Source organism: Flavobacterium phragmitis (genome assembly GCF_900112575.1).
GTDB lineage: Bacteria > Bacteroidota > Bacteroidia > Flavobacteriales > Flavobacteriaceae > Flavobacterium > Flavobacterium phragmitis.
Window position 1 is genome coordinate 116,137 of record NZ_FOMH01000005.1, and the last position, 22,649, is coordinate 138,785.

The window sequence follows — 22,649 nt, forward strand, 5'->3', positions numbered from 1 at the left end:
AGAAATAAGAAAATTGGGACGGTTAAAATTGAGTTTGGTTATTTATTTTTTAACCTAATTTTTATTTCTTAAATGCTGTGAATTGAGGTAATTTGTTATTTGGTTTTTGCCTCAAGTAGCGCATTATGAACCCGACAATTTTATTGTCGGGTTTTTTTTATATATGATTTTCACTAAGCGGAATAATAACTCAATATAGCACACGGATTAGGCGGATTTACTTCGTAAAGACGCGGATTAAAACGGATTTTTCATTAATCTATCCAAAAAATAAAATAAAAAAATCCGTTTTAATCCGCGTTTTCGCGATAGCGAATCCGTATCATCTGCGAACCATTTCTTCACAATAAAATCCTAATTAAAAACTATTTTAAGTACTTTTGATTTTACAATTATCGCATAAAACTTCATGAAAAAATCATTCATTATTTTAATCACATTTTTAGTTTCAACTCTTTCTTTCAGCCAAACTAAATTCGGAAATCCAGAAGTTGATCCCATTCAAATTCAAAAAACTTACCCAGAATGGTCCGTTTATCAGAATAAAAAAATAATGCTTTCGAGAGATTTTACCGCTTTAGACGAAGCTTCAAAAGAAATCTCAAAAGAAGTTTTTCTAGATAAATTAGCAAACGAAAACTATATTCCAATTCGATTAAAATCTGAAGAAAGCGCATATGTTTATAAGCTTTTTAAAATTTCACCAAAAACAGACACAAGCATAAAAGCGACAATCAATCAAATTGGTTTTGATGCTTATAAAAACTATAAAATGGAAGGAACAGCATTTCCGCAATTTTCTTTTAAAGATCTAGATGGAAATCTAGTAACCAACGAATCCATGAAAGGAAAAATCATTGTGATAAAATGCTGGTACATTCACTGCACGCCATGCATCAGAGAATTTCCTCAAGTAAATAAATTGGTTTCAGCATATAAAGACAGAAAAGATATTGTTTTTATGAGCTTAGCCGAAGATTCAGCAGAACAATTAAAAACATTCTTAGCCAGAAAACCATTATTATATTCTGTAATTCCAGATATGAAAGAGTATATGAATAATGCTTTACAGTTGAATTCATTTCCAACACATTTTATTCTAAACAAAGAAGGAATGATTGCAAAAGTGCTTCCTAATTTTGAGAGTCTTGAAGTGGCTTTGGCGAAAGAAAGTAAAATGTAGTTTTTTTAACCATATGAGCTCATATAAGAGATTATAAGTTTTTTTTCTTATAGCAGAAATTATAAGTTTAGTTTAAATGAACTTATATCACTTATATGGTTGAAATTATTCTTTTTTTAATTTCATTATTTCTCTGTCAAAATCAGATAAATATTCTCTATCTTGGATAATTCTATATTTATCGAACTCCATCTCGGCTTTAATTTTTGCTTCTAAATAAGAAATTTTCCCTTTATCATTCAAAATAGGATAACTGGAAAGCTGAAGAAAATTGTTTAGAAAAACAGTCCAATCTTCCATTTGCATAATAATTTGGCGTTTAGCATAATTTTCAGCCAAATCTAAGTAGGCAGAAACAATTCTGTTTAGTTCTTGGATATGCGCCTCATTTAAATAATTTTTAGCAACACTGACATCACTTTTCTGAATTTTTCCATTTGGAGCATCTTTCCATGTCGAAAGTCCCATATAGATTTTAGTTGCATCTGCTTCCGTATAAATAATTTCGGCTGCAGTTTTGCCTGTTATTGCCCAATGAAGTTTATTTTGAACGGTTGCAAAAAAAGTTTTGGTTTCTGAACTATCTCTTTCATAATTTGCAGAAAGAGCATAAATATCGGTTATTTTTTGGTAAAAACGTCTTTCGGAAGTTCTAATTTCACGAATGCGCTCCAGTAATTCTTCAAAATAATCTTTACCGAAAGACTTTCCATTTTTCAGCATTTCATCATTAAGAACAAACCCTTTAATAATAAATTCTTTTAAAGTTTTGGTTGCCCAGATTCTAAATTGTGTTGCTTGTTTAGAATTTACTCTATAACCAACTGCAATGATTGCATCTAGATTATAAAATAATGTACTGTAGTTTTTACCGTCAGAAGCAGTTGCTCGAATTTTTCGAGTAACTGAATCTTTATCTAATTCTTTAGATTTGAATATTTTTCCTAAGTGATATGTTATAGTGTTTGATTCTACTCCAAATAACAGAGACATCGCCTTTTGTGAAAGCCAGAAATTTTCATCCAAAAAAGTAACTTCAATATTAATATTAGCTTCAGAAGTTTGATATAATAAAATAGGCGCTTGCATAAGTTCAACTAAAATAAAAAGTGAAGATAAGTAAAATGTAATTTTAAACCATATAAGTAATGTAAGAAAGTATAAGTCTATTTTTAAATGAACTTATATCACTTATATGGTTTTGTTATTTATGCAACGTTCTTTCTCTGCGCCTTTGCGCCTCTGTGAGAACCCATCATCAACATAAAAAACTTTGAACCTTTGCCTCTTTGCAACTCTGAACCTTTTTCCGTACTTTTGCACCAAATTAATTAAAAAGACATTCATGTTAACAGTCAATAATTTATCAGTTCAGTTTGGTAAAAGAGTTTTATTTGATGAAGTAAATACAACTTTCACTCATGGAAATATTTACGGAGTTATCGGAGCAAATGGTGCTGGAAAATCTACTTTCTTAAAAGTAATTTCGGGCGATATCGACCCAACTTCTGGACACATTCATTTAGAGCCGGGAAAACGTATGTCGGTTTTAAACCAGAACCACAACATGTTCGACGAACATACTGTTTTGGAAACTGTTTTAATGGGAAATAAAGTGCTGTACGCTGTTAAAAAAGAAATGGATGAACTTTATTTAGATTATAATGATGCTAATGCAGATAGAATTGGAGAGCTCCAAGTTCAGTTTGAAGAAATGAACGGATGGAACGCAGATTCTGATGCTGCAGCAATGTTATCTAACTTAGGAATCACAGAAGCGGATCATTATACTTTAATGGCCGATATGGAAGGAAAAATGAAAGTACGTGTGCTTTTGGCGCAGGCACTTTTCGGAAATCCTGATTTGCTGATTATGGATGAGCCTACCAACGATTTGGATTTCGAGACAATCGCTTGGTTAGAAAACTTCTTGGCAAACTACGAAAACACTGTAATCGTTGTATCTCACGACCGTCACTTTTTAGATGCGGTTTGTACACATATTTCTGATATTGATTTCGGAAAAATCAATCACTACTCAGGAAACTATACTTTCTGGTACGAGTCTAGCCAATTAGCGGCAAAACAGCGTGCACAGCAAAACAAAAAAGCAGAAGAGAAGAAACAAGAGTTGGAAGAATTTATTCGTCGTTTTAGTGCAAACGTGGCGAAATCGAAACAAGCGACTTCTCGTAAAAAAATGATTTCGAAATTAAATATTTCTGAAATTAAACCTTCTAGCCGTCGTTACCCAGCGATTATCTTCGATCAGGATCGTGAAGCGGGAGATCAGATTTTGAATGTAGAAAACTTAGCGGCTTCTGTAGACGGAGAAGTTTTATTTAAAGATATTAACTTGAATATGGCAAAAGGCGATAAAATCGTTCTTTTTTCTAAAGATTCACGTGCTACAACAGCTTTCTACGAAATCTTAAACGGTGAGCAAAAAGCAGATTCTGGAACTTTTGACTGGGGAATTACAACCAATCAAGCGTATTTGCCAGCTGAGAACCATAAATACTTCGAAAACGATTTGACTTTGGTTGATTGGTTACGTCAGTATGCTAAAACAGAAGAAGAGCGTGATGAGGTATTCATTAGAGGTTTCTTAGGGAAAATGATTTTCTCTGGAGAAGAAGCTCTTAAAACGTCTAGAGTTTTATCTGGAGGAGAAAAAGTACGTTGTATGTTGTCTAGAATGATGATGGAGCGTGCAAATGTTTTAATGCTTGATGAGCCAACAAACCACTTAGATTTGGAGTCTATTACAGCTTTCAACAACTCATTGAAAAACTTTAAAGGTTCTGTAATCTTCACAACGCATGACCACGAGTTCGCGCAAACTGTTGGTAACAGAATCGTAGAATTAACACCAAACGGAGTTATCGACCGTTACATGACGTTTGACGAATATCTTGATGATGAAAAAATTCAAGAGCAGAGAAAAAAGATGTACAATCTTTAATTTTTGAAATTCCAATATATTAAAAATCCCAAATTCCAAATAAAACTTGGAGTTTGGGATTTTTTGTGTTTAAAAATATAGCCACTAATTACACGAATTTCCACGAATTAAATTTGTGCTAATTTGTGTAATTTGTGGCAAAAAAAAACAATCCCGCTATAAAAATGGAATTTGGGATTTTTTATTTGTTTATTTTACTACTATTTGCTGCCGAACATTTTAGCGAAAATCCAGATAATAATCGCAATAATAAAAATTACGATAAAAATTCCGAATCCCATTCCGGCTTTAAAAATGTCTCCAACTAATTCACAGCTTGTAAATGAAAACAGTATTACAAATACCATTAACAATCTTAGTATTTTATTTTGCATGACTTCTGATGTTTTAAATTGATATTTAAAATTACTTCAGGAATCAGGAAAATGTATTACAGAATTTTTTGGAAATGTTTTAGGATTTGGATTTGAATTTGAATAATTGTTATTAAAGATGATTTTCTATATCCATCATTTGATGTAAAATTCTAATAATTTCTATTTGGTCCTCTTTTATATTGATCTTATAGAAAATCAGATGTGATTTAATCTTACTGCGAAAATATCCTTTTCTGATATAATTTACATCCTTTCCGGATTTTGGATTTAAACATAAATATTCGATTTCATCCATTATTAGATCTACATATCTATGAGCTTGTTCACGTGACCAGTTTTCAAAAGTATATAACCATATTTTCTCTAAATCATAAGATGCTTCATTACTGATCTTATAATTCATTGTCAGGATATTTTTTGTCAAGATTATTCAAAAAAGAAACACGATCGAAATCTTTTACAAATCCAGATTTTTCACCTTTTTTCAATTCTTTAATTAGCTCACTTTTTTTTGATTCTTCTTCTTCAAACATTCTCAGAGCTGTACGGATAACTTCACTCGCGGATGAAAATCTTCCGCTTTTTATCTGAGAACTTATAAAGTTATCAAAATAATCACCTAATAATATTGATGTGTTTTTTGGCATGACTAAAAAAATTTATCAAATATACCAATAATTGGTATGTTTTGCAAAAAAAAAGAGCTATTAGATCGACTAATATTATAGAGATGGAATTTAGTCCAGTTAGACAAAAAAGAAATGTTATTTGGTTATCCTAAATCATTCCCTTGTTACTTTTCGTAATCTAGGCCCTTCATTATCATAAATATAAATGTACCACTGAACATATGGGTCTAGAATAAAAATAGGATGAATAATAAAATCATCTTCTCGATCACTATTAAGAGGAATAATTACACATTCTAAATCGTATGCCTCAATTTGTTTCCATCCAAGGCTGGTATTTAAGTAGTTTTTTATCCCATTATTAGTCATTTCAATTATTTCATTATGATGATTAATAAAATACAATAACCTATTTTTTATTTCTAGCCAATTAATATCTCCTGCGTCATCAAAAGTAAATTCATGGTCTATTTCATTTATCAATAAATTACCAAACCAACTACTTTCAAAATATTGTTTAAATTCTATTTTGTACTCTTTGTTTAATTCAATAGTCATTATTACGATTATTTAAAATTGTGATTGACTAGTTTATATGTTTTGCTAAAAACATATTTTAAAACTTAAAAATATCTATAAAAAAGTGGAATTTTATTTACAAAATAGAAAAGAAATATTTCCAACCCCAACACCCCAACAAATAAAATCAGATTCCGTATATTTGCGCAACCAAACATTACAATCACTTATGAGTCAAAAAGTATTACTTAATTCGAAAGAAGTTACTATCATACTCCATCGTTTGGCTTGTCAGTTAATCGAAAAACATCTTGATTTCTCTAATACAATTTTGGTTGGAATTCAGCCAAGAGGAGTTTTTTTAGCTGAACGTTTAAAACAAATATTAGAAAACGAATACCAAGTTCCTGAAATTTCTTTAGGATACTTGGATATCACTTTTTTTAGAGATGATTTCCGTCGTACTGATAAACCGCTTGAAGCCAATAAAACCCAAATCAATTTTATAGTCGAAGACAAAAAAGTCATTTTTATTGATGACGTTTTGTTTACTGGAAGAAGCATTCGTTCGGCTTTAACTGCCATTCAATCTTTCGGAAGACCCTCAGAAATTGAATTATTGGTTTTAATTGACAGACGTTTCAGCCGTCATTTACCAATTCAGCCAGATTATCGCGGTCGTCAGGTAGATGCGATTAATGGAGAAAAGGTAATTGTAAGCTGGAAAGAAAATGATGGTGAAGATGTTGTTCATTTGGTTACCAATTAAAATGAATCGTTAAAAATTGAAAATACAATCATGACAGAGAACGAAGAGTTTATTTATGAATCAATTTTTAACCAGGTAAGAATGGGATTTCTTTCTGTTGATGATATTAAAGACAACATCATGGAAGAAATTGAAGATAATGAATTTGAAGAAGAAATTTCAGAAGCTTGGGCTTTTGAAAAAATCGACGAAGAATACCAAAAGTTACTTGCAGAAAGTAAACAATGGAAAAGCCCGACTGATACCGAAAGACTAATAAACGCGTTTGATGAATTATGCGATCAGAATATCGTAGCGCTTCACAATGCAGGTTACACTACAAGTGATGGCGAATATGAAGTGGTTGAGGTAGAAAGAGAGCTTCGTGAAAATGGAGTTACATCTGACGGCTACTGTTTTTATCACGAACAAGATTTAGCGAGAGCGATTGATCCTGAAAATCCAAGTTTGTATATCGCTTTTCAAAAAGTTGATAACTCTGATCCAGCAGTTACAATTGAAGTTGGAAAGAAAGTTGCCGAAGTTCTGAGAAATAATGGTTTTGAGGTAAAATGGGAAGAAACTGCTTCTCGAAAAATTGAAATTCCAAATTTCAGATGGCAGCAGGTTTATAATGAAGATTCGAGAGACCTTCAGGATTATGGAGAAGTTGTAGAGAGAATGATCGAATAGAGTAGCTGCTCTTTAAAGAAGCATGGAATGAAACCCGTTTTTCATTCGGAATTTGACCAATAATATTAAAGAAACAACAATGAAAGAATTAAGCGTAAATCATTTATTAGGAATAAAATACATTAACGAAAATGATATTAACCTGATTTTTGAAACGGCAGATCATTTTAAAGAAGTCATTAACCGACCGATTAAAAAAGTTCCTTCATTACGAGATATCACCATTGCTAATATTTTCTTTGAAAACAGTACCAGAACCAAACTTTCGTTTGAATTAGCGCAGAAACGTTTATCTGCTGATGTCATCAGTTTTTCTGCAGCTCAATCATCCGTTAAAAAAGGAGAAACCCTGATTGATACTGTAAATAATATCCTTTCGATGAAAGTGGATATGGTTGTAATGCGCCACTCCAATCCCGGAGCGGCTTATTTTTTATCTAAAAATGTCAAAGCCAGTATCGTAAACGCTGGAGACGGAGCACACGAACATCCGACACAAGCTTTGTTGGACAGTTATTCTATCAGAGAAAAACTGGGAGATGTTGCAGGAAAAAAAGTAGTTATTGTAGGTGATATTCTGCATTCGCGTGTAGCGCTTTCAAACATATATGCTTTGCAGATGCAAGGCGCAGAAGTAAAAGTTTGTGGACCAAAAACGTTGATTCCGAGATATATTGAATCTTTAGGTGTAAAAGTTGAACCGAATTTACGCAAAGCGCTAGAATGGTGCGACGTTGCGAATATGCTACGTGTGCAAAACGAACGTATGGATGTGAATTTCTTCCCATCAACGCGCGAGTACGCACAACAATACGGAGTAGACAAACCGCTTTTGGATTCGCTAGGAAAAGAAATCGTAATCATGCACCCGGGACCAATCAATAGAGGAGTAGAGATTACTTCTGAAGTGGCCGATTCGGATCATTCAGTAATCTTAAATCAGGTGGAGAATGGTGTTGCAATTAGAATGGCGGTTATTTATTTACTGGCTTCTAAGATTCAGTAGTTTATAAGTATTCAGTGTTCAGTTTTGAGTATTCAGTCGTTGTAGCAGTTTTCGGTTTTGAAATGAGTGTCACACTGAGCGGAGTCGAAGTGCTTTTATAAACAGATTTGCTTTGCAAACGTGGGCTTCGACTCCGCTCAGCCTGACAAACTTGAAACTTCGAACATGAAACTTGAAACAACAAAAAAACTTATTAAATTAGCATAATAAATATAAGCCCACAAATTATAAAATGAAAGTAGATCAAAAAGGACATACCGTTACAATTAAAGACACTCAAGGAGATGTAAATGCTTTCTTGGAAAAAGTAACGCAGCAATTTAAAACTTTTGAAAAGCACAATATTATAATCGATTTGTCTTCTGACGAAGTTTCGGAAAATGATTTGAAACTTTTTTTACCACTTTCAAAAACTCATAAAAAAGCTAAAAAATCGTTTGTAATTGTAGCATCTGATCTTGATTTTAATGCTATTTCAGATAAATTAGTTGTAGTGCCTTCGCTTTTAGAAGCACACGATATTATCGAAATGGAAGAAATAGAGAGAGACTTAGGATTTTAGATTTCAGATTTTAGACTTTAGATTTTAGATTATAACTGAATCTAAAATATTTACAGCAATTCTAAAATATTTTACCAATCTAAAATCAACAATCTAAAATCTAAAATGAAATTAACAATACTTGGCTGTTACGCCGCAACTCCCAGAACACTTACCAACCCGACCGCACAGGTTTTAGAAATTAGAAACAGATTATTTTTAATTGACTGTGGCGAAGGAACTCAGGTACAGCTTCGAAAGAATAAAATTAAATTTTCGAAGATCAATCACATTTTTATTTCACATCTTCACGGAGATCATCTTTATGGATTGATTGGAACGATTTCGACTTTTTCCCTTTTAGGAAGAACCACAGATTTACATATTTATGGACCAAAAGGAATTAAAGAATTAATTCTGCTTCAATTGAAATTGACAGAATCCTGGACAACTTACAGTCTGTTTTTTCATGAGCTGGAATCAAAGGAAAGTGAAGTGATTTTTGAAGATGCTAAAGTCATTGTAAAAACAATTCCACTGAAACATCGTGTTTATACAAATGGCTATTTGTTTCAAGAAAAACCCGCTGAACGAAAACTGAATGTAGAAGCTGTCCAATACTATAATGTTCATGTAGCTTATTATCAAAAAATAAAAAACGGCGGTAATGTTACTTTAGATGACGGAACTGTTATCGAAAATGAAAAACTAACTTTCGATCCTGAACCGGCAAAAAGTTATGCGTTTTGTTCTGATACTGTTTACAATGAAGAAGTAATTCCGATTATAGCGAATACAGATGTTTTGTATCACGAATCTACTTTTTTAGATTCGGAAGCAAGACTGGCAGAAAAAACGCTGCATTCAACTGCAAGAGAAGCGGCGACTATTGCTTTAAAAGCAAATGTCAAACAATTAATTTTAGGACATTACTCTACACGTTATGACGGTTTAGAGCCATTTAAAAAAGAAGCAGAACAAGTTTTTCCAAATGTGCTTTTAGCAGATGATGGATTGAGTTTTGATCTTTAAAGTTGCTAAGATTCTAAGATGTTGAGATTCTAGGTTTTAGAACTTACATAATATAGATGCCACCCTGAGCGGAGTCGAAGGGCTTTTGCAGTACGAGAGGGCTTCGACTTCTCTCGGCACGACAAACCTGAAATAAAAAAACTAAAATCAACAATCTAAAATAATAGTCATGAGTGATTTAAGTAATTATAGAAAATCCTACGAGAAAAGTGAATTACTGGAAACAAATATTCCCGAAGATCCTATTAACCTTTTTAACCGATGGTTTCATGAAGTAGAAGATTTTGGCGGAAGCGGAGAAGTAAATGCAATGACAGTTTCTACTATCGGTTTGGATGGTTTTCCTAAATCTCGAGTTGTCTTATTGAAAAAATTCTCAGAAGAGGGTTTTATATTTTATACTAATTATAATTCTGAAAAAGGAAAAGCTATAGAAGCAAACCCAAATGTCTGCCTGTCTTTTTTTTGGCAGGAAATGGAACGTCAGGTCATTATAAAAGGAATTGCACAGAAGACTTCGGAGATTATTTCGGATAACTATTTTGATTCTCGTCCGGAAGGAAGTAAGCTCGGAGCAGTGGTTTCACACCAGAGTGAAGTGATTCCGTCCAGAGCTTTTTTAGAAGAAAATTTGAAAAAATTGGAAACCGAGTTTGAAGGAAAATCAATTCCGAGACCTGAAAATTGGGGAGGATATATTGTTACTCCGTTACAAGTTGAATTTTGGCAGGGAAGAGCAAATAGATTGCATGACAGAATACGTTACACCAGTCAATCTGATTTTTCATGGAAGATTGAGCGACTTTCTTCTTAATTTGTAGGAAAATTATATTTACATTAAAAATTAGTATGTATTTCATCGATTTTTTTTGTAGTTTAACGGTAAATTGAATATGTTTGATATAGAAAATTAGACGAGAAATTATTCAAAAATAAATTTAAAGGATTTGCCCCAACATCTACTTTAAACTGCTAAAATGCTGTTGATTATGGAAAAGATTAAGCGCACCATGTTGTTCATTGCGATTTTAGTCGCAATGAACGCATGTTCTGCAGATACCGCCGAAGGAAGCGTGGATAATACTCCAGTCTCAACGCTTGTTACAAACTACACTTACAATGACACAGAAGTTCAGACCATGAAACTCATAAACGATTATCGAGTTAGCGTTGGTTTGCAAGCTTTAGAGAGAATTAATCATATCTCTTTTAAATGTCAAGAACATAATCTTTATATGATTGAGAATAACGTTGTAGATCACAATGATTTTACTGCGAGATCTAATAATATTACAAATGTTTTAGGAGCTAAAAAAGTTGGTGAGAACGTTGCCTACAACTATAAAACTCCTGAAGCGGCTTTGAGAGCCTGGCTGGAGAGTCCAGGCCACAAAGAGAATATCGAAGGCGATTTTACTCACTTCGGACTATCTGTAACAACAGATGCTGCTACAGGCAAAAAATATTATACAAATATTTTTGCTAAGCTTTAAACGAATATTGAACAGGTTGGTTTTTTAGAAGTCGTTGCAATTCATAGAGTTGTAACGACTTTTTATTTACAAAAAAACTGCCTGTATATACAAGCAGTTTTATTGGTTAGATAGTTTTGGTTTTTACAATGCCGTAATAATGAATTCGCTTCTTCTATTGGCTTGATGTTCTTCTTCGGTACACTTAACACCATCAGCACATTTATTGACCAATTGGGTTTCTCCAAATCCTTTTCCAGTTAATCGGTTAGGAGCTATTCCATTTTTAATCAACCATTTGATTGTTGATTTTGCTCTTCGGTCAGATAAAGCTTCATTGTATTTATGAGTGGCTCTGCTGTCTGTGTGCGAACGAATATCAAGTTTCATGGTTGGATATTCATTTAGAACCACTAATATTTTTTCTAAATCTAAAGCCGCCTCAGTTCTAATATTAGATTTATCTAAGTCAAAATAAATCATTTTAATTCCGAAACACTTACCTAAATCATCTCCAACAGTAACTTTACAGGTCGATTTTTCTAACGCAATTGGTAAAGTTGTTTTTCCTGTTGTTTTTGAAATGGTTACACTTAATTCTTTTGTGGTATATTCTGGTTTTTCGGCTCTTACAAGGTAGGCTTTACCGCAATCTACAGGAAAGGAATATTTGCCGTAATTGTCAGTGACTGTGGAGTTTTTAACATTCATTTGGTTGTCAAATAATGTGATTTTTGCGCCCGGCAGAATTGTTCCAGTTTCAAGATCTGTTACAATACCTTCAAGTTCTTGAATACATTTCAGTTTTTTAGTTTCTAGAAATTTATAGATGTCATCAGAACCTTGTCCGCCTTCTTTATTAGAACTGAAAAAACCTCTTCTTGTAGCGGTGTCAATGATATATGCGAAATCGTCTTTGGGTGAATTAATATCTCCACCAACATTTTGAACATTACTGATTTTTCCATCATCTTCAATATTGGCAACGAAAACATCCAAACCTCCTAATCCGGGATGGCCATCAGATGAAAAGTAAATTTCATTTTCATTGGTAACAAACGGATAAGTTTCTTTTCCCTCAGTATTAATTTCGTTTCCTAAATTCTCAGGTGTGCCATATCCACCGTTCGGATTGATAGTAACTTTATATAAATCAGATTGCCCAATAGACCCCGGCATATCAGAAGAAAAATATAATGTTTTTTCGTCAGGACTTAAAGCAGGATGGCCAACGCTGTAGTTATCGCTATTAAAAGGAAGCTCTGTAATATTTGTCCATTTGTTTTTTTCGTCTAAAGTGGCTTTGTAGATTTTTATTAAAGTGACTTTATGATCATCTTTTCCCTTTTTTCCGTCAATGTAATTGTTTCTAGTAAAGTAAACTGTTTTTCCATCTTTAGTAAAAACGGGCGCCGCCTCGTGAAATTTGGTATTAATAGCCGATTTGAATTTGTTTACTTTTCCAGTATTTCCAGTTTCTGCGTTTAAATCGGCATTGTAGATGTTGGTAAAATACTCGCCAGTCCATTTGTGTTTGCGCTGTGAAAAATTACCAGTATCTCTTGCAGAGGCAAAGTAAATTTTGTTGTTATAAACGTAAGATCCGTAGTCTGAATATTTACTGTTTATTCCTGCATTTTCAACTTTATATCTTCCTGAATTGGCTTTAATTTGATCCAAATAATTAACATCATCTTTATAAAATTTTGCTCTCGAATCGTTTTTTGATTTTGCCTTAAATTCATCAAACATTTTATTCGCCTTACTAATGTCTCCTGTTGATTTTAGAGATTGCGCATATCTATAATAGTATTCTGGCTCGACAGTTGTATTCATTGCAAACAACTCACCATACCATTTTGCAGCACCTTCAAAATTGGAATTAAAATAGTAGGCATTACCTAATTTTTTGAACATGTCTTCTGATTTGTAACCTTTATTGGCTACTTTTTCATAGGTTTTAATGGCATCAACATAAGCATAATTATCATACTTCTTATCACCAGAATTTATTTTTGCCTGTTGCGCATAAGTGCTAAATGAAAAAGAACTTATAATGATTAAGAAAAGTAGTGTATAGTTTTTCATGATACAATTTTTTAAAAGAAACGAGGAGTTGTTATTTTACCATTGTTTTTGAAGAACTCATAGCGCAGGAAAATCTCGTGTGAGCCAGAATTATAGTTTCTTAGATTGGTCGTTTCATTATCATAGCCGTAACCAATATAGAGTCCGTCGGTAATTTGGAATCCTGCCATTGCACTAACAGCAGCATCCCATCTATAAGCAACACCCAGAGTTAATTTTTCAAAAAACATAAAGTTTGCAGACACATCCACCTGAAGCGGAGCTCCCTCAACCATTTTGGTAAGAACTGCTGGTTTGAATTTTACCTCCTGAGAAAAATCGAAAACATAACCTCCTATTAAATAGTAGTTTATCTTGTCTTTGTAAATAGCGACATCATTATCATTGTAACGGGTGGTTTGAATAAAATTAGGTACAGATAATCCAATATAAGCTTTGTTGGAATGCCAGTAAACACCTGCTCCAATATTTGGCGAAAAATCATTGTTTATGCTTTGAAGCTGTCTATCTCCTGCGGTTTCAGGATTTAATTTATCAACATCAAGATTAAAAATATCGGCGGTACCTTTTATACCAAAAGAAAGCTTCCATGTTTCTGATGTTGGAATACTGTACGAAAGATCTACAGAAAATTGATTTTCATTTGTCGGTCCAATTTTATCATTTACCAATGAAATTCCAAGTCCGATATTACTGTTATTAATTGGTGTGTTAATAGAAATTGTATTGGTTTTAGGAGCTCCTTCCAATCCAATCCATTGATCACGATGTAAAGCAAAAATACTTAGGGCACCTCGAGAACCAGCATAAGCGGGGTTTATGTTTATTGTATTGTACATATATTGGGTAAACTGCGCATCTTGCTGTGCATACCCGCTATATGTAACTAACAGAATGACGATTAAAAATAATTTTGTTCTCATAATAGATATTTATTATTTTAATTATTACCACTGATTTTTTTAATATATTGAAAATCAATGCATTCTTTTGTTCAAAATTAAGCAAAATTTCAATTTATTCTTTTTTAATATGTTGTAAAAGAGTGGATTATGTTTGTTTTTGCTTGATTTATTATTTGGACAGATATAAATATCCGTCAAGTTTGTTTTCTTGAATAGTATTATTTCCGTCTAGTGACTTATAATTAATGATATAAAAGTAAGTTCCAGTAGGTAATCCGTCAGACTGTTTGATGGTTGTTCTTCCTCTCGAAGTGCCATCAAAGAAATTTGTTGTGTTGTTATAATTGACAGTTTCGAAAACTAAGATTCCCCAGCGATTATATATTTCGACGGTATTTCCCGGATAGCAGGTTACATCATCGATGTTGTCAATTTTAAAGGTATCATTCATTCCGTCGCCATTAGGAGAAAATGCATTGCGAGGTAAAACATCCCCACAAGCCAAGACTTTACAATCGTCATTAACTTCCATATTTAGGACAATACTTCTAGGACATTTTTCATCGGCTATTAAATATTCAAAAGCATAACTTCCAAGTGCCAGACCAAAAGGATTAAGAACACTTCCTTGAAGAGCATTAGTATTGTTTTTGTCAACCCAAGTTCCAGTAATCGGACTGCCTTCTGGAAGTAAAGAAGTCAAGTTGATCAATGATGAATCATCTGTACAAGCAGTACTGCTAATCTGTGTTACTCCATTTGGAACTACAACAATAGTTACAGTCGCTGTATCGCAGTTTTGAGAACTTAATTTATCACAGATTCTATAACTGTAAATATAAGTCCCAGCTGGTGTCAAACTCGATACAGTTACATTTCCAGCATTATCAATTGTAATATTTGGATTTGTTCTATCGCCATTTTGAGTAATAAGAGTAAAGTCAACTAATTGAAGTGTTGCAGGAACAGCTCCTTTTAAATCATTACTTAATACATTACCCACAACTCCAAAAGTGTTACATCCGATGTTGTTATAATTGTCATCATTTGCCACAACTGGTGTTGGCGGTGCAGGAGCATCTTGAATAATAACAGTTACAATTGCAGTATCACAATTTCCAGCATCGGCTTTTTCGCAGATCTGATACGTTAGAGTATAAGTCCCAACTGGAGCATTAGCTGCAACGGTTACCGATCCATCAGCATTTAAAGTCAATATTCCTTTAGGGTCTGGTGTTACTGTTGTTAAGGTTACATCAGCAGGATTGACAGCAGTATTATTTAATAAATCATTAGTGAAAACATTTATCACAGTTGTCGCAACAGCAGGTACAGTGATTGGTGTAGGACTATCGTCATTGGCAACAATAACAAAAGTTGGTCTTGCTGTACAGTAGGGATCTGCAGGCGGATAGTTAACTGTAATAGTTTCAGTTGGATTTAGTGATATTACCAAATTAGCTGTTGGGCGTAATTTTTCGAATCCATCAGCCCCTTGCACCCATTTATTGTTTTCAAAGATCCATCCCGGCCAGTCAATTCCTTTTCCGGTTCCATCTACAACTGCTCCTGGCCATAAAATTCTACCGCTTAACGCTAAATTTGGCATAGTGGTAATTGTATTGTTACTGCTGTCAGTCCACGTAATTGTTACATTATCGACAGGAGTAAAATTTACAGGAGTAACCACATAATCAATATATGGAACATCATTAACACATGTTGGTGTTGCTGTAACCGTCATTTTTGGGGCTTCGATTGTAATGGTAACCGTTGCCGTATCACAGTTATCTGTTTGTGCTTTTTCGCAAATTTGATAAACCAAAGTCAATGTTCCTACAGGAGCATTTGGCAGCACATCTATAGAACCATCAGGATTTAGGTGTAAATAATTATTTGGTGTTACAGTTGTTAAGATAACATCAGCAGGATTAACTAAAACGCCATCTAGCGTATCATTTGTAAATACATTTATGACATTTGGCGTCGTATGATTTACACCAGCGATAGGACCTGCATTATCATCATTTGCGACAATGACTTTTTTAACTCTGCAGTCTACGCTAAAGCTCTGAACCAGTTCTGTTTTATTTCCAGCACAATCTGTTAAAGTATAAGTTCTTGTTAGAATATAAACATTTCCGTTACATCCGCTATTAGTATCTGTTACTGTAATATTTACTGTCGGACTGCAATTATCCGCTGCATCTTTAATATCGGCAGGACTTCCAGTAGGAATTAAATCAATACTTGCCAAATTGGTTACATTAGCAGGAGCAGTTCCTGTTGGAGGAGTCGTATCTTTTACTTTAATAATTTGAGTAAAAGAAACGGTGTTTCCTGCACAATCGCTGGTTTTCCAAGTACGAGTTAATGTATAATTAGTTGGGCATCCGTTCAAGATATCCGATTTTGTTTCTGTAAACACAATTGGTAAATCGCCATTACAATTGTCAGAAGCTTGCATTTCTGCTGGTTCAGGAACCGCATCACAAGATACTTCAATGTCAGAAGGAAGATTACCTGTAAATATTGGAGCAGTAGTATCTTGGATAGTTATCACTTGTGTGAAAGTGTCAGAGATATTGCCACAATCGTCTGTTACTGTCCAAGTATTGGTATAAGTTCCCGCATTACCGCAATTAGCAGAAGCAACAAACTGACCGCTTACTTTTACAATATTAGTTACATCAGTATCACAAGAATCTGAAGCTTCAGGGAATAAAGCCTGTGCAGCTGTTAATGCATTTTGATTACTGCATTCAATAGTTCTATCTAAAGTTCCAGCTTGAGTGGTCCAAGTAGGTGCTGTATTATCTTGTACAATAATAGTTTGGCTAACAGGAAGAGAAGCGTTTCCACATATGTCTTTTGCAATCCAAGTTCTCGTTTTTGTATAAGAGCCAACACAATTTCCGGCTGTTATAGTATCAGTGTAAGTTAGAGAAGCAATAGTTCCTGTATTATCTGTAGCGGTCGCTTGTGCAAAAACAGGTTCTGCTGGACAGCTAATAGTTGTAGTTTCCGGTAATGGATTAATAACTGGAATAATAGAATCTCCATCAAGAATTATAAATGATTCCGAAATGGTACATCCATTTGCATCTGTAATTAATACAGTATAATTTCCAGAAGCAAGATTAACAGCAGTTGCAGTTGTTTGAACTGGATTTGTATTCCATGAATAAGTGTATCCTGCAGTACCGCCAGAAACAGTTACCGTTGCAGTACCGTTGTTTCCTCCGCCACAGCTAGCATCTGTTTGGTTTTTTACCGTGCTCAAAGCATTTTGAGGCTGTGAAATAGTAATAGTACAAGTCGTAGTGTAACCTAATTTATCTGTGGCAGTTACAGTATGTAAACCAGCGTTTAATGCAACAGCCTGCGCTGTTGTTTCTCCATTATCCCATAAGTAAGTATAGTCACCATTACCTCCAATAGCTGTTACGGTTGCTTTACCAGTATTTTCTCCAAAACATTTTACAGGGCTGTCTTGAGATATACTGCAAGAAAGTACATTTGGTTCCGTTATCGTTACAGTGCAAGTCGTTGTACAGCCTTTAGAGTCGGTTACGGTTACAGAATGTAATCCCGCACTCAATGCTGTTGCAGTTTGAGTCGTTTCATTATTATCCCATAAGTAAGTATAATTTCCGTTACCGCCAATTGGTGTTACAGTAGCTTCTCCATTACTTAAACCATTTGAAGTAACTGCTTTATTTTGTGTAATGGAACAGCTTAAAGCAGTAGTTGGCTGTAGTATTATAACTGAATTGGATTGAGAAGAACAAGAATCTGTTACTGTTAAAGTATAAGTTCCAGCAGGAAGGTTTGAAACTGTTGCAGTAGTTCCAACTTCAACATTGGCACTGTTTTTCCAAGAATAAGTTACAGTTCCCACGGCATTGCTTATAGTTCCCGCTGTTACAGTTCCTGTGCTTTCGCCAAAGCATGAAACGTCAGTTTTAGAAGAATCTCCAAGAGCTAATGAAGCGTTTGGCTGTGAAATTGTCACAGAATTTGATACAGAAGAACAAGAATCTGTTACCGATAGAGTGTAAGTTCCAGCAGGAAGGTTTGAAACTGTTGCTGTAGTACCGACTTCAACATTGGCACTGTTTTTCCAAGAGTAAACTATAGTTCCTACAGCATTTGTTATAGTTCCAGCAGTTACAGATCCAGTACTGGTTCCGAAGCAGGAAACATCAGTTTTAGAAGAATCTCCTAAAGTTAATGCACCACTTGGCTGTAAAATACTTATAGTTAATGTTCCTTGACAGCCATTGACATCTGTAGCGGTAACTTCATAATTTCCAAAACCTAAATTATTTAAGGTTTGAGAAGTGCCAGTATAAGCCGAACCATTCTTTTTCCAAGAATAAGTATAAGGAGCAACTCCGCCTGAAGCATTATTTACTGTAATTGATCCCGTAGATTGATTGAAACATTTTACATCTACGTGTGAAGCCGTTGCTTCTGTTATTGTAACAGTGCTTTTTGTAACCACTACAGGTTTTATATCGAAACAGTTGGACGAATTTGTTCCTTTTATATAATAAGTACCAGGAATTGCTGCGCTGGAATTGGCAAGCGGAATTGTTGCCGCTAAATCTGTCCAATAAGTATAAGTCAATCCTGTTGTGCTTCCAGCAATTATACTGGCAGCGGTTAAATCTAATGAAGTTGCCGGTGCACAAATAGGAAGCGGATTAGTTACTATAACCGTTGGTTTTGTATTTACATTCACTACAATCGCTTTTTTAGGACCAATACAAGCATTTGTTTTTCCTTCGGCAACGTAATAGGTAAACTGACCTGCTGTTGTAGTCGAAGGAGTTATAGATTGCTGTGCAGTCGAAGTTGCAGTGAGGTAATAGTATAATGTATATTCTGGTTTTGTTGCAACAGCAGTTAAAGGAACTGCAATATCTCCAATACAATAATTTACTGGATCTGGAATCGTAGGCGTTGTTGTAATACTTTCAATAGTAATCGTAAATTGAAAGTAACAGCCACTGCTGGCTCCTCCAGGAGGAATAGCATAATAAGTTGAGGTTCCAACTGTTGCTGGAAACGGATTGTTAATCGTGTATTGAGTTGTAGTACCAGCCACAACAGGATAAGCATTATAAAATGTTGATCCAGTAGGAAATGATCCTAATACATCGGTTACTGGAATTGATGTCATAGAACTGTTGCAAAAAGTAAAAGCAATAGTTGGTGGTGTTGCCTGACAATTTGCATTAGTGTAATCTGTTGAATTGATAGAGGTCTGAAGCGGAGCTGCTATAGAAGTTCCTGTACAGTTTCCAGAGTTGGTATAACCTAAAATTAAAGACTTATCAGCTACAGTTACTCCAGAATTTGCTCCTTTTCCACTCAATACACCATTTACCTGAATATTGTTATTACAGTTTGAGTTTTTAAGTAAAGCACAGTTTTCTGTAGCTTTTAATTTGAATGTTAATTCAGCCAAAACAGTGTCTGGATTAGAAGGTAATGGTAATGTGCCTATATCCCAAACTATCGATCCATTGGCCCCAATTGTTGGTTCATATGTTAATGAGTTTGGGGTAGGAAGCGGAGAAAAATTTACAATTCCCGCGATACTACCGTTAACAAATGTCGCATTGTATGGAATAGGAATCACAATTTTACTGTTTTGTATGGCTTCTGAACCTTTGTTTTTTATTTGTACTTTGTAACCAAGTTCCTGACCTGGCAAAACGGTATACGGACCTGCACCAGCATTATTTCCGTTGATAGTTGTAGCAGTAAGTACACCTTCAATTTCTGGAACATAAGCATCAACTGCCATTACTATAGAAAAAATGGCGTAAGTATCAACTGTAGATCCGTATCTAAAAGTGGTTGAAGTCTGGTTATTTCCAATAAGGTCTTTCGCGCTGTTTGGCAGGTTGAACATACTGATATCTATACCTGAATTATTGATTAAATTCGGATTTCTATTATTTCCTCCAGTATTTATGGTAGAATTAAAGAAATTAGTTGCAGTATTTGCCGAGTGACTTAAGCTTTGATAAGTGTTTGTATTTAATCTTTGAATTTGAAAATAATCGCCATCATAATATAAGTCGCCTTCTCCCGCCATGATACCCAGTTTGATACCAACAGGACCAGATGTCACCGAATTAAATCCAGAAACAGGAATAGTGTAATTTGCAGTTGTATTATTTGTCACAAAGGCATGACCATCAAAAACAGTAATGTCTCTGTTTTTCATGTTTGAGTTTTCATAAATAACAACTAAACCCCATCCAGCATATTTTCCTATCGTACCTCCATCAGCACCTTCGGTTGCAGCTATATTGGCGGCAAAATATTCTCCAACTCCATTAGCTCTTACATAATCGGTAACTTCTGCATAGGCAGAAAACATATTATTATCTGCATTGGTTGGAAAATAAATATCAGTAGCTGTAAATTCAGTGTAATCAGTATTTACAGGACCTTTGAATAAAATTTTTCTTTTATCTAAAGTTTTAGTTACGCCATTTTTAGTAACAGTAAAAGAATTAGGACTATTAGCGGCATCAGAAACCCTTCCTGTCCAATACAAACCTGCATAAACAATGTTGTAGCAGTTTGTTAATTTCGCACCGCTGTCATTCAGCAGATCCAAAGTGGCTCCAGAAGAATTATGAGTTTGATTATTAGTATCCCTGTCCACATAAACCATTGGATTGGTTCCATTAGGTTCAGTGTTACTATAATTCTGTAAAGTCAAATTGCTATTTCCAATCATCGTAAAATCTCCTTTGATTTTATAGATTGTTCTGGCAGGAGAATAAGAAGAAGTTCTTTCTTTAAACGGTTTTATTACTTGCGCATTCCCTTCATTAATACCAATAACTAGAATTAAAAAGAAATTAAAAACCGTAAAACATTGAGAGTATATTTTTTTCATAGTAATAGTTTTTTAATTATCCGCCTATAGATATTTTGTAAAGGAGAACATATTTTGAAGTATCGTTTTGGATCAGATTACTGATTGTGGCAGGAGTTGTATCAATTTTTGAAATAATGATGATGTATTGTAATTTTTCAAAATCAGAGAAAGAGTTCAAATCGATAGACTTGTTTAAATCTGCTGCTTTTTCAATTTTAATCGTTACAATCTGAATGTCGCTTTTTGAAGAAACCGAAGTGTTTAGGCTGTTAATAGAATTGCTGTCTGTGAATAAGGCTGTTGGCACATCGCCATAAGTCTTTGCTTCCCCCGAAGAAGCATAAACTGCCGATTGTAAATCAAACAGTAGATGTTTAAGATTACTAAGCTTAGAATTCTGCCCAGAGTTTTCTAAGTTTGTTAAGTACGAATCCACATTTTCAATTTGACCAAATGAAAAATTTGTCATTAAAAAAAACAGCAGGAAAAAAATGTTTTTTTGAAAAATGTTCTTTTTGAAAGAAAAAATAAACTTACAATTATTAACAAATTTTACTGCTTTTTCAAGAGTAGATTTAGCTCTCATAACTCAAAGATTTTGTTTTAATGTATTTAAAGTATTTTAACAGAATCAAAGTTATATAGTCCGTTTATTTTTGATTTTTTTTCTCTGCAACTAACCTAAAAACTCGTTGAAATGATCTTTTTTAACAAAAAATAGCGTTAAAAAGCATTTTTTTTAACCTAAAAAAGCAAATTTTTTAATGTGTTTTTTTTGCTTTTTTGACGAAAATTCGTTCTTTTGAAATATTGTAAATATTTAAAAATCAGATATTTAGTTAATTTTTTACAAATATGGATAATATCGATTAAATGCGGATTTTATAGATGAAGAACATAAAACAAAAAAATAGAGCCATTTTAATTTTACCTAAATGTTAACCCTTTAGAAAAGAATCGTACTTGTTAAAATTTTGATATAATGTTAACAGAAATAAAAAAAAGAAAAGGTTTAAAATATCTTTTGTACATTAGAAGTTAAATAAAAATATGAGCCTTCTTATCTAGGTTTTTTTAAATTTAACTGCTTATGAAAAATCTTATTTTAATACGTCATGCTAAATCAAGTTGGGAAGCACCTTTAAAAGATTTTGATCGTCCGTTGATGAAAAGGGGAATCTTAGATGCGCATGATGTCTCATTAAGTATTTCCAAATATCTTCCTAAAACATATATAATTTGGAGCAGTACTGCTGCTAGAGCCTCAGAAACCGCTTTGATTTTTGCACAAAATCTTTCTTATCCTTTAGAAAGCATCATTTTTAGAGATGATTTGTACACTTTTGATGAAAGACAACTGGAAAAGGTTATCAAATCATGTGATAATAGTTTAGAAAGCGTTATTCTTTTTGGACATAACGAGGCTATTACAAATTTTGTTAATAAATTTGGAGATGTTTTTATAGAGAATGTTCCAACTTCTGGCTTTGTCTCGTTGCAATTTGATGCCGATAACTGGAACACGATAGATAAAGGCAAAACTCATAAAACTATTTTCCCCAAAGATTTAAAATAATAACA

The 22,649-nt window shown here is 33.7% G+C and carries 19 protein-coding genes; 10 read left to right on the plus strand and 9 right to left on the minus strand.

Translation table 11 applies throughout. The annotated features are described in order from the left end of the window. The first annotated feature begins 409 nt into the window (after nucleotides 1-409). Nucleotides 410-1,183: a TlpA family protein disulfide reductase gene (locus BM289_RS10465; protein ID WP_091493021.1), complete on the plus strand. Its 774-nt coding sequence runs from the start codon at nucleotides 410-412 to the stop codon at nucleotides 1,181-1,183. A gap of 105 nt (nucleotides 1,184-1,288) precedes the next feature. Here the strand turns inward: BM289_RS10465 and BM289_RS10470 are convergent, their stop codons facing one another. Beyond that, complete coding sequence (locus BM289_RS10470) at nucleotides 1,289-2,272, minus strand: virulence RhuM family protein (protein WP_091493023.1); 984 nt, start codon at nucleotides 2,270-2,272, stop codon at nucleotides 1,289-1,291. A gap of 256 nt (nucleotides 2,273-2,528) precedes the next feature. Between BM289_RS10470 and BM289_RS10475 the strand changes: the two genes are divergently transcribed. Further along, complete coding sequence (locus BM289_RS10475; RefSeq protein WP_091493024.1) at nucleotides 2,529-4,148, plus strand: ABC-F family ATP-binding cassette domain-containing protein; 1,620 nt, start codon at nucleotides 2,529-2,531, stop codon at nucleotides 4,146-4,148. 200 nt (nucleotides 4,149-4,348) lie between these two features. On the opposite strand, the gene BM289_RS25420 is transcribed toward BM289_RS10475, so the two are convergent. The 4 genes from BM289_RS25420 to BM289_RS10490 all read right to left on the minus strand — a co-directional run bounded on the left by BM289_RS25420 (nucleotide 4,349) and on the right by BM289_RS10490 (nucleotide 5,712). Beyond that, nucleotides 4,349-4,522 carry a hypothetical protein gene (locus BM289_RS25420; protein ID WP_167365412.1) on the minus strand — a complete coding sequence of 58 codons (174 nt, stop codon included), beginning with the start codon at nucleotides 4,520-4,522 and terminating at the stop codon, nucleotides 4,349-4,351. Nucleotides 4,523-4,634: 112 nt separating this feature from the next. Beyond that, complete coding sequence (locus tag BM289_RS10480) at nucleotides 4,635-4,928, minus strand: type II toxin-antitoxin system RelE/ParE family toxin (protein WP_091493026.1); 294 nt, start codon at nucleotides 4,926-4,928, stop codon at nucleotides 4,635-4,637. Beyond that, a complete protein-coding gene (locus BM289_RS10485; protein ID WP_091493027.1) occupies nucleotides 4,918-5,172 on the minus strand; it encodes a type II toxin-antitoxin system ParD family antitoxin in 255 nt (84 codons plus the stop codon). The genes BM289_RS10480 and BM289_RS10485 overlap by 11 nt, the downstream gene beginning before the upstream one ends. A gap of 135 nt (nucleotides 5,173-5,307) precedes the next feature. After that, complete coding sequence (locus tag BM289_RS10490; RefSeq protein WP_091493029.1) at nucleotides 5,308-5,712, minus strand: hypothetical protein; 405 nt, start codon at nucleotides 5,710-5,712, stop codon at nucleotides 5,308-5,310. A gap of 190 nt (nucleotides 5,713-5,902) precedes the next feature. Here BM289_RS10490 and pyrR point away from each other — a divergent pair, with 190 nt between their 5' ends. From pyrR to BM289_RS10525, 7 genes are all read left to right on the plus strand, one after another. Further along, nucleotides 5,903-6,442, plus strand: a complete 540-nt coding sequence (pyrR, locus tag BM289_RS10495; protein ID WP_091493031.1) for a bifunctional pyr operon transcriptional regulator/uracil phosphoribosyltransferase PyrR — start codon at nucleotides 5,903-5,905, stop codon at nucleotides 6,440-6,442. Nucleotides 6,443-6,472: 30 nt separating this feature from the next. Beyond that, the gene (locus BM289_RS10500; protein ID WP_091493033.1) at nucleotides 6,473-7,114 is read left to right on the plus strand and encodes a DUF6891 domain-containing protein; all 642 of its coding nucleotides are present in this window, start codon (nucleotides 6,473-6,475) and stop codon (nucleotides 7,112-7,114) included. 79 nt (nucleotides 7,115-7,193) lie between these two features. Further along, complete coding sequence (locus BM289_RS10505; protein WP_091493034.1) at nucleotides 7,194-8,120, plus strand: aspartate carbamoyltransferase catalytic subunit; 927 nt, start codon at nucleotides 7,194-7,196, stop codon at nucleotides 8,118-8,120. A gap of 232 nt (nucleotides 8,121-8,352) precedes the next feature. Next, a complete protein-coding gene (locus BM289_RS10510; protein ID WP_091493036.1) occupies nucleotides 8,353-8,682 on the plus strand; it encodes a ribonuclease Z in 330 nt (109 codons plus the stop codon). A gap of 105 nt (nucleotides 8,683-8,787) precedes the next feature. Continuing rightward, complete coding sequence (locus BM289_RS10515) at nucleotides 8,788-9,693, plus strand: ribonuclease Z (RefSeq protein WP_091493038.1); 906 nt, start codon at nucleotides 8,788-8,790, stop codon at nucleotides 9,691-9,693. Between the two features lie 169 nt (nucleotides 9,694-9,862). After that, the gene (gene pdxH, locus BM289_RS10520) at nucleotides 9,863-10,507 is read left to right on the plus strand and encodes a pyridoxamine 5'-phosphate oxidase (RefSeq protein WP_091493039.1); all 645 of its coding nucleotides are present in this window, start codon (nucleotides 9,863-9,865) and stop codon (nucleotides 10,505-10,507) included. A gap of 175 nt (nucleotides 10,508-10,682) precedes the next feature. Next, a complete protein-coding gene (locus BM289_RS10525; RefSeq protein WP_167365413.1) occupies nucleotides 10,683-11,186 on the plus strand; it encodes a CAP domain-containing protein in 504 nt (167 codons plus the stop codon). Nucleotides 11,187-11,309: 123 nt separating this feature from the next. Here BM289_RS10525 and BM289_RS10530 read toward each other — a convergent pair whose 3' ends face one another. The 4 genes from BM289_RS10530 to BM289_RS10545 all read right to left on the minus strand — a co-directional run bounded on the left by BM289_RS10530 (nucleotide 11,310) and on the right by BM289_RS10545 (nucleotide 21,537). Further along, a complete protein-coding gene (locus tag BM289_RS10530) occupies nucleotides 11,310-13,253 on the minus strand; it encodes an OmpA family protein (protein WP_091493041.1) in 1,944 nt (647 codons plus the stop codon). Nucleotides 13,254-13,264: 11 nt separating this feature from the next. Then, the gene (locus tag BM289_RS10535) at nucleotides 13,265-14,176 is read right to left on the minus strand and encodes a PorP/SprF family type IX secretion system membrane protein (RefSeq protein WP_091493043.1); all 912 of its coding nucleotides are present in this window, start codon (nucleotides 14,174-14,176) and stop codon (nucleotides 13,265-13,267) included. A 151-nt stretch (nucleotides 14,177-14,327) separates the two neighbouring features. Further along, complete coding sequence (locus BM289_RS10540; protein ID WP_091493045.1) at nucleotides 14,328-21,086, minus strand: T9SS type B sorting domain-containing protein; 6,759 nt, start codon at nucleotides 21,084-21,086, stop codon at nucleotides 14,328-14,330. A gap of 16 nt (nucleotides 21,087-21,102) precedes the next feature. Then, a complete protein-coding gene (locus BM289_RS10545; RefSeq protein ID WP_143102067.1) occupies nucleotides 21,103-21,537 on the minus strand; it encodes a hypothetical protein in 435 nt (144 codons plus the stop codon). Between the two features lie 621 nt (nucleotides 21,538-22,158). Between BM289_RS10545 and BM289_RS10550 the strand changes: the two genes are divergently transcribed. After that, the gene (locus BM289_RS10550) at nucleotides 22,159-22,644 is read left to right on the plus strand and encodes a SixA phosphatase family protein (RefSeq protein ID WP_091493048.1); all 486 of its coding nucleotides are present in this window, start codon (nucleotides 22,159-22,161) and stop codon (nucleotides 22,642-22,644) included. Nucleotides 22,645-22,649: the final 5 nt, after the last annotated feature.